The sequence below is a fragment of the Microbacterium sp. genome, assembly GCF_047607465.1.
GTDB lineage: Bacteria > Actinomycetota > Actinomycetes > Actinomycetales > Microbacteriaceae > Microbacterium.
Genome location: NZ_JASGCY010000050.1, coordinates 41,731 through 52,934, shown reverse-complemented (window position 1 = coordinate 52,934; position 11,204 = coordinate 41,731). Strand labels below are relative to the sequence as shown.

At 67.6% G+C, this 11,204-nt stretch carries 13 protein-coding genes; 1 reads left to right on the top strand and 12 read right to left on the bottom strand.

Annotation, left to right across the window (positions count from 1 at the left end; genetic code table 11):
- Positions 1–42 precede the first annotated feature (42 nt).
- The 4 genes from QM568_RS06780 to QM568_RS06765 form a co-directional block, all read right to left on the bottom strand.
- Positions 43–1,173, bottom strand: a complete 1,131-nt coding sequence (locus QM568_RS06780; protein WP_415137121.1) for a UDP-N-acetylmuramate dehydrogenase — start codon at positions 1,171–1,173, stop codon at positions 43–45.
- The gene (locus QM568_RS06775) at positions 1,173–1,571 is read right to left on the bottom strand and encodes a MaoC/PaaZ C-terminal domain-containing protein (RefSeq protein WP_415137117.1); all 399 of its coding nucleotides are present in this window, start codon (positions 1,569–1,571) and stop codon (positions 1,173–1,175) included. The genes QM568_RS06780 and QM568_RS06775 overlap by 1 nt, the downstream gene beginning before the upstream one ends.
- Positions 1,571–2,026, bottom strand: a complete 456-nt coding sequence (locus QM568_RS06770) for a MaoC family dehydratase N-terminal domain-containing protein (RefSeq protein ID WP_415137115.1) — start codon at positions 2,024–2,026, stop codon at positions 1,571–1,573. The genes QM568_RS06775 and QM568_RS06770 overlap by 1 nt, the downstream gene beginning before the upstream one ends.
- 343 nt (positions 2,027–2,369) lie before the next feature.
- Positions 2,370–3,164, bottom strand: a complete 795-nt coding sequence (locus QM568_RS06765) for a sulfite exporter TauE/SafE family protein (RefSeq protein WP_415137113.1) — start codon at positions 3,162–3,164, stop codon at positions 2,370–2,372.
- A 122-nt stretch (positions 3,165–3,286) separates the two neighbouring features.
- Between QM568_RS06765 and QM568_RS06760 the strand changes: the two genes are divergently transcribed.
- Positions 3,287–4,861, top strand: coding sequence for an AMP-binding protein (locus QM568_RS06760; protein ID WP_415137111.1), 1,575 nt, complete (start codon positions 3,287–3,289; stop codon positions 4,859–4,861).
- Between the two features lie 153 nt (positions 4,862–5,014).
- Here QM568_RS06760 and rplQ read toward each other — a convergent pair whose 3' ends face one another.
- The 8 genes from rplQ to QM568_RS06720 all read right to left on the bottom strand — a co-directional run bounded on the left by rplQ (position 5,015) and on the right by QM568_RS06720 (position 10,987).
- Positions 5,015–5,548 carry a 50S ribosomal protein L17 gene (rplQ, locus tag QM568_RS06755; RefSeq protein WP_415137109.1) on the bottom strand — a complete coding sequence of 178 codons (534 nt, stop codon included), beginning with the start codon at positions 5,546–5,548 and terminating at the stop codon, positions 5,015–5,017.
- A gap of 64 nt (positions 5,549–5,612) precedes the next feature.
- A complete protein-coding gene (locus QM568_RS06750) occupies positions 5,613–6,602 on the bottom strand; it encodes a DNA-directed RNA polymerase subunit alpha (protein WP_067121133.1) in 990 nt (329 codons plus the stop codon).
- Positions 6,603–6,741: 139 nt separating this feature from the next.
- On the bottom strand, positions 6,742–7,140 hold the full coding sequence (gene rpsK / locus QM568_RS06745; RefSeq protein WP_045249905.1) for a 30S ribosomal protein S11: 399 nt from the start codon (positions 7,138–7,140) through the stop codon (positions 6,742–6,744).
- Positions 7,141–7,171: 31 nt separating this feature from the next.
- On the bottom strand, positions 7,172–7,546 hold the full coding sequence (rpsM, locus tag QM568_RS06740; RefSeq protein ID WP_067354346.1) for a 30S ribosomal protein S13: 375 nt from the start codon (positions 7,544–7,546) through the stop codon (positions 7,172–7,174).
- Between the two features lie 178 nt (positions 7,547–7,724).
- Entirely contained in the window at positions 7,725–7,841 is a 117-nt protein-coding gene (rpmJ, locus tag QM568_RS06735) for a 50S ribosomal protein L36 (protein ID WP_005050492.1), read from the bottom strand.
- Positions 7,842–7,904: 63 nt separating this feature from the next.
- Positions 7,905–8,126: a translation initiation factor IF-1 gene (gene infA / locus QM568_RS06730; RefSeq protein ID WP_005050493.1), complete on the bottom strand. Its 222-nt coding sequence runs from the start codon at positions 8,124–8,126 to the stop codon at positions 7,905–7,907.
- A 168-nt stretch (positions 8,127–8,294) separates the two neighbouring features.
- Positions 8,295–10,031: a choice-of-anchor A family protein gene (locus QM568_RS06725; protein WP_415137106.1), complete on the bottom strand. Its 1,737-nt coding sequence runs from the start codon at positions 10,029–10,031 to the stop codon at positions 8,295–8,297.
- Between the two features lie 248 nt (positions 10,032–10,279).
- Complete coding sequence (locus tag QM568_RS06720) at positions 10,280–10,987, bottom strand: DsbA family protein (RefSeq protein ID WP_415137104.1); 708 nt, start codon at positions 10,985–10,987, stop codon at positions 10,280–10,282.
- Positions 10,988–11,204 lie beyond the last annotated feature (217 nt).

The following is an 11,204-nucleotide window of genomic DNA, read 5'->3' as shown; positions in this document are numbered from 1 at the left end:
GGGGGCGCGCGGGGGCGCGCGGGGGCGGGCGCGGGGCGGGGGCTAGAGCTCCACGCCGATGAGGACGGGCTCGGGCTGCAGCACGAGGCCGAACTCGGCGTGCACGCGGTTCTGGATGAACCGGGCGAGCTCGGCGACCTCGGCGGCCGTCGCCCCGCCCCTGTTGGTGAGGGCGAGTGCGTGCTTGGTCGAGACCGCGGCGCGCGAACGCGGGAGCTTGAACCCCTTGCGGATGCCGGACTGCTCGATCAGCCATGCGGCGCTGACCTTGACCTCGGCGGGCGCCGGCTGCGGCTGCGGCACGAGTCCGTCGTAGGAGGCGAGCGGGATCACGGTCACCGCATCGAGGTCGGGGCTCACCGGCCACTGCGGGCACTCGGGCGGCAGCGCGCGCGCGACGCGCTCGGAGACGATCGCGTTCTGGAAGAAGGAGCCCACCCCGTGCGTGTCGGGGTCGTGCTCGTCGAGCAGCATGCCCTTCGCGGCACGGATGGCGAGGATCCGCTCGCGCACCCAGCTCAGCGGCACGGGCGCGTCGTCGGTGAGGCCGAGCGCGCGGCGCAGCTGCTCGCCCCGCACGACCCGCTCGCCCGCGACGAGAAGGTCGACGGTGATGGAGAGGATCACGGCACGACGCTGCGGCTCGCCGCCGTAGTGGTGCTTGAAGACCGAGGTGCGAAAGCCCAGGCCGAGATCGGATGCCGACACCGTGAGCACCTCGGAGGCGTGCTCGTCGAGCAGCTCGACCTCGACGAGGGTCTCCTGCACCTCCTGGCCGTACGCGCCGATGTTCTGCACGGGAGCGGCGCCCACCGTTCCCGGAATGCCGCTCATCGCCTCGAGACCCGCATAGCCGTGCGCGACGGCGTAGGCGACGAGGTCGTCCCACGCGTGGCCGGCCTGTGCGCGCAGGCGGATGCGTCCGGGGTACGGGGAGGGCAGCTCCTCGATGCCGCTCGTCAGCACGCGGATCACGGTCCCATCGAACGGCGCGTCGCCGACGAAGAGGTTCGACCCGCCGCCGAGCACGAACCAGGCGTCGCCGCGCGACCAGACCTCCTGCAGTGCGTCGATCAGTCCCGCGGTCGTCGTCGCTTCCAGCATCCGCTCGGGGGCCGCTCCCGTCTGCAGCGTCGTGAGCTCCGCGAGGCGGATCGGCTCGATCTCGCGCATCACAGGGCGACGCGCAGCTGCGCCTTGACCAGCACCGTCGCCTCGCCGAAGGTCACCTTCAGATCGATGCGCGCGGCGGTATCGTCGACGGTGCCGACCGTCGCGAGCACGTGCACGTCTGCGCCCGTCTCGGGGTCGACGACGACGGGCTTGGTGAAGCGCACGCCATAGTCGAGGATCTTCGCACCGGGCTCGAGGGCGGCCACGACCGCCGAGGAGGCGATGCCCATCGTCAGCATCCCGTGTGCGAGCACGCCGGGAAGGCCGACCGCTGCGGCTACGTCGTCGCGGTAGTGGATGGGGTTGAAGTCGCCCGATGCTCCCGCGTAGCGCACCAGCGACTCGCGGGTGAGGTGCACGGTGCGCTCGGCGACGACGTCTCCGACGGCGAACGGCATCAGGCGGCCCCTTCTTCCGAGCCGACCAGCAGCACGCTGGTGGCCGTGACGACATGGGCGCCGTCAGCATCCGTGATCTCCGCCTCGCTGGTGATCATGGCGTTACCGCCCATCGAGCGGATGCCGGTGACGCTGAGCTTTCCGGTGAGCTCGTCGCCCGCCACGATCGGACGGGTGTAGGCGAAGCGCTGCTCGGCATGGATCGTGCGGGCGAGCACGATGCCGGAGTCGGGCTCTGCGAGCAGCTGCTGCAGGGTGTGGTCCTGGATGACCATCGCGAACGTCGGCGGCGCGACGACGTCGGCGAAGCCCGCGGCGCGCGCGGCCTCGACGTCGGTGTGCTGCGGGGCGTCGGCGAAGACCGCGCGGGCGAACTCGCGCACCTTCTCACGTCCGACCAGGTAGGGGGAGGTCGGGGGGAACTCCCGACCGACGAGTTCTTGGTTCACTGCCACCCCTGAATCCTACCCGCGCCCCTCCCCTTCCCCCTCTCCCCTCCTCCCCCTTCTCTCTCCCCCTCCCCCTCCCTCCTTCCCCACCTCCCCTCCCTTCCTTTCGCCGAGAAACCACTTCGAGCGCGAAACAGCACGCCGCAGGCGGTGTCTCATGTCGAAAGTGGTTTCTCACCGGGAGGAGCGCCAGCATCCCCCCTCCCCATCTCTTCTCGTCGAGAAACCATTTCCAGCGCGAGACACCACGCCGCAGGTGATGTCTCACGTCGAAAGTGGTTTCTCGCCCAAAGAGAAGTGGTTTCTCGCCCAAAGAGAAGAGGAGAGAAGAGGAGAAGAAGAGAGAGGGTCAGCGCGCGCGGCCGCGGATGGCCCTCAAAGCCATCTGCACGGCGATGACGGCGAGGTAGACGGCGAAGAGGACGTTGCCGGTGAAGGGGTCGACGACGGTCGCGAGCCACGCACCGAGCGCGGTCGTCGCGCATGCCGCAACGCCGAGGAGCGCGGCGGCGACGAGGTCGACGTTGCCCCGGCGCACATTGCCGTAGGTGCCAGAGAGCGCCGTGGGGATCATCATCAGCAGCGACGTGCCCTTGGCGACGAGATCGCTCGTGCCGAACGCCAGCATCATGATGGGAACGACGACGATACCCCCGCCGACGCCGATGAGCCCGGCGAGGATGCCGGTGACCACTCCCACTCCGACGAGCGCGATCCCGTTTACCCAGCTCAGCTCGAACACGGCATCCCGCGATGGGATCACCACGAACAGCGTCACGATCACGACGATGAGAAAGCCCACGAACGCCCAGCGCAGCACGGTCTGCGACAGCCGCGCCAGCATCCGCGTCCCGATCTGCGCGCCCACGACGGAGCCTGCGGCGAGGATGAGCGCGGGAATCCACGCGACGGCGCCGTTCGCGGCGTAGGAGATCACGCCGACGAGTGCCGTGGGCACGATCGCCGCGAGCGATGTGCCGGCGGCGAGCCGCTGGTCGAAACGCAGCAGCAGCACGAGCAGCGGCACGATCACCGTTCCGCCGCCGACGCCGAAGAGCCCGGAGAGGATGCCTGCGAGCAGACCGATTCCGATAAACGCGGCATACGCGCGCGGCCCTCTGCTCACCCGTTCGCGCTCGACCACCCGCCCAGTCTACTCTCGGGCCACCCGTGATCCGACCACTCTGCCCCTGGGACTCAGTGCCTTTGTGTGCGAAACTGGATCGCGCCGACAGCGTCGTCGCGCACTCGATCGAAGGAGATCACATGGTCCGCAGTTCCAGCCCCGATGTCGAGATCCCCGCGGTCTCCGTCCACGAGTACCTCTTCGGAGACCTCGACGAGTCCCGTCTCGACGCGGTCGCCATCATCGACGGCCCGAGCGGGGCCGAGACGACCTACCGCCAGCTGCTCGGCCAGATCGATCTGTTCGCGGGCGCCCTCGCCGCCCGCGGAGTTGGTGTGGGCACGACGGTGGGCATCCTGTGTCCGAACGTTCCGGCGTTCGCCACGGTGTTCCACGGCATCCTCCGCGCCGGCGCCACGGCGACGACGATCAACTCCCTCTACACCGCGGACGAGATCGCGAACCAGCTGACGGATGCCGGTGCCACCTGGCTCGTGACGGTCTCGCCGCTGCTGCCTGGGGCGAAGGCGGCGGCCGCCTCCCTCGGCTTCGACGACGACCACGTCATCGTGCTCGACGGCGCCGACGGGCACCCGTCTCTGCCGGCGCTGCTCGGCGAGGGTCGGCCCGCCCCCGAGGTCGCGTTCGACCCGGCGACGCATCTCGCGGTGCTGCCGTACTCCTCCGGCACCACCGGTCGCCCGAAGGGCGTCATGCTCACGCACCGCAACCTCGTCGCGAATGTCGCCCAGTGCCGCTCGACGATCACCCTCGGCGACGAGGACCGCGTGCTCGCCGTGCTCCCGTTCTTCCACATCTACGGCATGACGGTGCTGCTGAACTTCGCGATCCGTCAGCGGGCGACGCTGGTGACGATGCCGCGGTTCGACCTCGTCGAATTCCTGCGGGTCGTGCAGGACCACCGCACCAGCTGGGTGTTCATCGCTCCCCCGATCGCCGTCGCCCTGGCCAAGCATCCGCTCGTCGACCAGTACGACCTGTCCGCGGTCAAGGTGATCTTCTCGGGCGCCGCGCCGCTCGACGGCGCGCTGGCCACGGCGGTGGCGAACCGGCTGGGCTGCGTCGTGTGCCAGGGCTACGGCATGACCGAGACGAGCCCGGTGACGCACACGATCCCCGTCGACCGCGTCGACATCGATCGCGCGAGCGTTGGGCTGCTGCTGGCGAGCACCGAGGCCCGGCTCGTCGCCGAGGACGGGTCGGATGTCGAGGTCCCCGCTGATGGCCCGAGCGCCCCCGGTGAGCTGCTGATCCGCGGACCCCAGGTCATGCAGGGATACCTCAACCGCCCGGATGCGACCGCCGAGATGATCGACGCCGACGGCTGGCTGCACACCGGAGACGTGGCCACGGTCACCGCCGACGGCGTGTTCCGCATCGTCGACCGGCTCAAGGAGCTCATCAAGTACAAGGGCTATCAGGTGGCCCCGGCGGTGCTCGAGGCCGTGCTGCTCGAGCATCCGTCGATCGCCGACGCCGCTGTGATCGGCGCGCTCGACGACGACGGCCAGGAAGTTCCGAAGGCGTTCGTCGTGCTGCAGCCCGGCGCCGAGCTCTCCGCCGACGACGTCACAGCCTTCGTGGCCTCGCACGTCGCCCCGCACGAGAAGGTGCGTCAGGTCGAGTTCATCGACGCGATCCCGAAGAGCTCGTCGGGCAAGATCCTCCGCAAGGATCTCCGCGCCCGCGCCTGACTCCCCCTCCCCGTTCCGGTCGCGAACCTGGTCGGATCTCCGACGCGATAAGAGCCAGGTTCGCGACCGGAGCGGATGCTGGGAGGAGCCAACGGGTACGACGAAGCCCGCCGCCCCGGAACGGGATGGCGGGCTTCGTGGTGGAGCGGATGCTTACTCGGACTTCTCCTCGGCAGCAGCCTCGACGGTCTCCTCGGCAGCAGCCTCAGCCTCGGGAGCCTCGACCTCGGCGGTCTCCTCGACCGGAGCCTCCTCGACGACCTCGACGGGCTCAGCGGCCTTCTCCGCCTTCGGCGCGGCCTTGGCGGGCTTCTTCTTCGGGGTGACGGGCTCGAGGACGAGCTCGATCACGGCCATGGGCGCGTTGTCGCCCTTGCGGTTACCGACCTTCGTGATGCGGGTGTAGCCGCCCTCACGGTCGGCGACCAGCGGCGCGATCTCGTTGAAGAGCACGTGCGCGGCGTCCTTGTTGGAGCGCAGCACCGTGAGCGCACGACGACGCGCGTGCAGGTCGCCGCGCTTGCCGAGCGTCACGAGACGCTCTGCGAGCGGACGCAGGCGCTTCGCCTTGGTCTCGGTCGTGGTGATCGACTTGTGCGTGAACAGCTGTGCGGCGAGGTTGGCAAGCAGCAGGCGCTCGTGGGCGGGGCCGCCTCCGAGGCGGGGACCCTTGGTGGGCTTGGGCATATCTAACTCCTGGTCAGGAAAAGGTCGGGTCAGCTGGCCTCTGCCAGATGACAATCCGGGTTGGTCAGAAAGACTCGTCTTCGCTGCCGCCGTAGAAGTGGGCGCCGTCGAAGCCGGGCACCGAATCCTTGAGCGACAGACCGAGCGAGATGAGCTTGTCGCGCACCTCGTCGACCGACTTCTGGCCGAAATTGCGGATGTTCATGAGCTGCGTCTCCGACAGGGCGACGAGCTCCGAGACGGTGTTGATGCCCTCGCGCTTGAGGCAGTTGTACGAGCGCACAGACAGGTCGAGGTCTTCGATCGGCATCGACAGCTCGCTGGAGTTCACAGCCTCCACCGGCGCAGGGCCGATCTCGATGCCCTCGGCCTCGACGTTCAGCTCGCGAGCGAGGCCGAACAGCTCGGTGAGAGTCTTGGCCGCCGAGGCGACGGCGTCGCGCGGGCTGATCGCCGACTTCGTCTCGACGTCGAGGACGAGCTTGTCGAAGTCGGTGCGCTCACCGGCACGGGTCGCGTCGACGCGGTAGCTGACCTTGAGAACGGGCGAGTAGATCGAGTCGATCGGGATCTGACCGGCCTCGGCGTACTCGTTGCGGTTCTGCGTCGCCGAGACGTAGCCGCGTCCGCGCTCGATGGTGAGCTCGAGCTCGAACTTCGCGGTCTCGTTGAGGGTCGCGATGACGAGCTCGGGGTTGTGCACCTCGACACCGGCCGGAGCCGAGATGTCAGCGGCGGTGACCTCGCCGGCGCCCGTCTTGCGCAGGTACGCGGTGATGGGCTCATCGCGCTCGCTCGAGACGACGAGCTGCTTGATGTTGAGGATGATCTCGGTGACATCCTCCTTCACGCCGGGGATGGTGCTGAACTCGTGCAGCACGCCGTCGATGCGAACGCTGGTGACAGCCGCACCGGGGATCGACGACAGCAGGCTGCGGCGCAGCGCGTTGCCGATCGTGTATCCGAAGCCGGGCTCCAGAGGCTCGATGATGAACCGGCTCCGGTTCTCGACGATCTTTTCCTCGGTCAGTGTGGGACGCTGTGCAATAAGCACTCTGTGTTCCTTTCGATCACATGCCCGCTATATGACATGTGGTGGGTGAGGTCTTGAGTTGTGACGTTTCCGTCTGCCCGGGAGCGGGCGGCGAGCCACCCGGCCTCACGAAGAGGCCGAGCGGCTCAGCCTGCCGGTCTCAGACGCGGCGACGCTTCGGCGGGCGGCAGCCGTTGTGCGCCTGCGGGGTGACGTCCTGGATCGAGCCGACCTCGAGGCCTGCGGCCTGGAGCGAGCGGATCGCGGTCTCGCGACCCGAGCCCGGTCCCTTCACGAAGACGTCGACCTTCTTGACGCCGTGCTCCTGAGCCTGGCGGGCAGCCGACTCGGCAGCCATACCGGCGGCGTACGGGGTCGACTTGCGCGAGCCCTTGAAGCCCACGCCACCCGACGAGGCCCAGCTGATGACAGCGCCGGACGGGTCGGTGATCGAAACGATGGTGTTGTTGAACGTCGACTTGATGTGGGCCTGGCCCAGCGCGATGTTCTTCTTCTCCTTGCGGCGCGGCTTGCGCGCGGCGGCCTTGGGTGCAGCCATGAAAGTGTTCTCCTAGTCCCTGGGCCGCTGCTTAGCGGGCCTTCTTCTTGCCGGCGACGGTGCGCTTCGGGCCCTTGCGGGTACGGGCGTTGGTCTTGGTGCGCTGACCGCGGACCGGGAGACCACGACGGTGGCGGAGACCCTCGTAGGAGCCGATCTCGACCTTGCGGCGGATGTCTGCGGCGACCTCGCGGCGCAGGTCACCCTCCACCTTGTAGTTGCCTTCGATGTAGTCGCGCAGTGCGACGAGCTGGTCGTCGGTGAGGTCCTTGACGCGGATCGACTCGTCGATCTCGGTGGCCTTGAGGATCTCGACCGAGCGGGTACGGCCGACGCCGTAGATGTAGGTAAGGGCGATCACCACGCGCTTGTCGCGCGGGATGTCAACGCCGGCAAGACGTGCCATGCGGTTCTCCTGAGTGTTGTGGAGGTGTGGAGCAGGATCGGTGCCCGGGCCTCCGCCCCGAGGTGTCCCCCACCGCAGTGGGATCTGATCCTGCCTGTATGTTGCGGTCATGGAGCGAGACGAAACGCCTGTTGCCCATGCGACCTGTATTGAGTTGTGAGACAGATCAGAAGAGTGATCAGCCCTGGCGCTGCTTGTGGCGCGGGTTGCTCTTGCAGATCACCATGACGCGGCCGTGACGGCGGATCACCTTGCAGTGATCGCAGATGGGCTTGACGCTGGGGTTGACCTTCATGATGTTTCCTGTTCGCTGTCTTCGTACCGCCCCGTCAGGGGCAGGCCGTTACTTCTCGACCGATCAGCGGTAGCGGTAGACGATCCGGCCGCGGGTCAGGTCGTAGGGGCTGAGCTCCACGACCACGCGGTCCTCGGGGATGATGCGGATGTAGTTCTGCCGCATCTTTCCGGAGATCGTTGCCAGAACCTTGTGTCCGTTGGTGAGCTCAACGCGGAACATCGCGTTGGGCAGCGCCTCGGACACGACGCCCTCGATCTCGATGACACCGTCTTTCTTAGCCATAGCCTCGCTGACGCTTGTGCAGACCGGTCGATCTGCGGTGGGTGATGGGAGTTGCGGCACCTGACCGATCCGGACACGCCGAATTCAAGGCACAAGGCACCAAAGATCAATAATAGCTCACGGCGGTGACCCGGGCAAGCCGAGCCACCGCCGTGAGAGGCGTTGCCGTCAGACCTCGGTGCGACGCGCGCGTCCCGCGAGGAGCAGGATGCTGCCCCCGATGAGGACGACCGCGCCGGCGCCGATCAGTCCGAACGGAGCCCGACCGCCGGTGGTGGCCAGGTTGTCGGTGCCGTCCGTGCCCGTGGTGGCGCCGTCGGTGTCGGCGGCGTCTGCGTCGGCGGCGTCAGTGTCGGCGTCGGCGGCGTCAGCATCGGCGGCGTCAGCGTCCGTCGCGTCAGCGTCGGCGGCGTCAGCGTCCGCAGCATCGGCATCCGTGGCATCTGCGTCAGTCGCGTCAGCATCCGTCGCGTCAGCGTCCGTCGCATCGGCATCCGCAGCATCTGCGTCAGTGGCGTCAGCATCCGTCGCGTCAGCGTCGGCGGCATCGGCATCCGCAGCATCCGCATCCGTGGCGTCAGCGTCCGTTGCGTCGGCATCCGTCGCATCGGCATCCGTGGCGTCAGCGTCGGCGGCATCAGCGTCCGCAGCATCCACATCCGTGGCGTCAGCGTCCGCAGCATCCGCATCCGTCGCGTCAGCGTCGGCGGCATCAGCATCCGCAGCATCCGCATCCGTGGCGTCAGCGTCCGTCGCATCGGCATCCGTCGCGTCATCGTCGCCGTTGTTCGCCGTTGGCCGGCACTCGAGCGGGCTCGTGCGGAACGGGTAGTTGTGGTGCTCGTTGCCGACGCCCTGCATGAGGATCGAGCCGTTCGTGTAGAGGCGTCCGTTGGTGCTGGCCGTGAACGAGAGAGTCGGCTGCGTCGGGTCGGGGTTCACGCCAGGCACCAGAATCGAACCGAGCACCTGCGAGGATCCACCGAGGTGGACGCTGGTTGCGTCCGTGAAGTTCCAGAGAGTGCGTGTCGCCACGGCGCCGAAGCCGTTCTGCGTTCCGTCAGCGAGGTCGACGCGGACGCCGTCGTCAGAGAAGTAGTTCGGCGCCCAGTCGACCGGCCCGCCCGTGACATTGATGATCACGCTCGCGCTGTCCCCGATGCCGGTGAACTTGATCTCCTTGCTGGCAGTGAGCTGCTCAGCGGTGACAGTGAACACCTCTTCCAGCGCACCGGTGCCCGCGAACGTGAGCGTGAGGCCGTTGACCGTGTTCGTGACGGTACCGGTCGGCGTCTTGCCTGCGTGGCTAGCCGAGGTGCTGGTGATGACGCTGCCGAAGTTCTCGTAGCCATCGAGCGCCGCAGTTCCCATCCCTGTGGTGAGGTCGCCGCCGTTGGTTTTGAACTGCGCGCTCGGTGCGACCGGGCTTGACACGCCGCCGACGCGGACGTCTCCGCCCCCGACGAATCCGCCAACGTTCGCGCCCACGTCGATGCTGTTGCCCGTGGTGGCGACGAGGTCTCCCCCGACGACGAGCATGGGTGATCCGGGCGATGGCACGACACCTGAGCCCACACCGACCGTGCCGATGTTGAATCCGCGCGGCGGGGTCATGTCGAAGGTCGCATCGCCGCCGACGACGAGCACACCCTCGACCTCGGCCGAACTCGCCGAAGCCGTGAAGTTCCGGCCCGCATAGATGGCGACGTTATTGTCCGTGAAGATCTCCCGCGTTCCAGTCGGCGATTCGATGGTGCCAGGGCTCGCGATCTCCTCCGATGTGGGGCAGCTGCCTATTGCCGCCTGCGCCGGCGTGAGCGAGCCGAAGGCTCCTGCCGCCAGAACACCAGCCGTGACCATGACAGTCCCGAGCACGCGCTTCGAGCGCGCGAAAGTACTTTCCATTGTTCCCTCCCCAGGTAACGTTCTCAGGTTTGTTATGTTAGCTAACAAACTCGGGGAGCGCAACCCGGCGACGGGACACACGAAGAGTGCGCGCGAAACAGTGACCGTGAGGGCAGGGGAAACGGGCTGATCTCGGGACAATGCCCGCCGCCCAGCGAGCCGCCCCCTGTTCCTGGCGTTCTCAACGCAGGCACGGATAAGGGCTCGCGCGCGCCTTGACCTCGGGCGCTACGCAGAAGCCTGCGCGCTCACTCGCCCGTGTTCTCCTCATCGGGCGCGGTGGTTGCGCTGACCTCGGCGAGCAGGTCTTCGAGCTTGCTGATCTCGCCGGCGTTGAGGTCGAGGCGCGTGCCGTCGATCTCCACGGTCGGCGTTCCCTGGATCTCATGCGACTTGGTCTGCGAAGTGACGAAGTTCTTGTAGGTGCCGTCGGTGATGCAGCTCGCGGCGTCGCCGGCGCCGACCTGCTCGGCGATCGCGATCAGCTCTTCGTCGGTGAGGCCGGTGGAGTTCTCCTCCGGCTGGTTGGCGAAGAGGGCGTTGAAGAAGTCGAGCGCGGCATCGGGCGCCTCGTCGGCGACGCAGTACATGGCGCTGGCCGCGCGCGTGGAGAACTTGGTGTTCTGCGAGTAGCGGTCGAGGATCGACACCGGGTGGATGTTCAACGTGATCTCGTCGGACGCCGCCGCCTGCTGCAGCTGCTCGCCGAACTGCTGCTCGAAGCTGTTGCAGATCGGGCACATGAAGTCGACGAACGTGTCGACCTCGGTGTCGCCCTCGCCGAACGTGATCGCACCCGTCTCCTCATTCACGACGGAGCTCTGCGGAGCAGTGCCGGGCCCGGTCGCCTGGGCGTTCAGCCACCAGACGAGGCCCCCGAGGCCGATGAGCAGCACGACCACGGCCGAGGACACACCGACGACGAACCAGTTCGTGCTCTTCTGGGCGCTTGCCATTGCATTCCGATCTTTCGAGCTCACCCCGGTGAGTCCCCTGCAAGTCTGTGAGGCGCAGAGCGCCAGCATCCATTCTGCCTGGTCTTTCCTATGTATCCCCTCTCCCCCTATTCGGCGAGAAACCACTTCCCGTCCGAGACACCCCCGACGCGGTGGTGTCTCGGGTCGCAGGTGGTGTCTCACCCGTACTGCACAGAGGCGGACGAGGAGCGAGTTC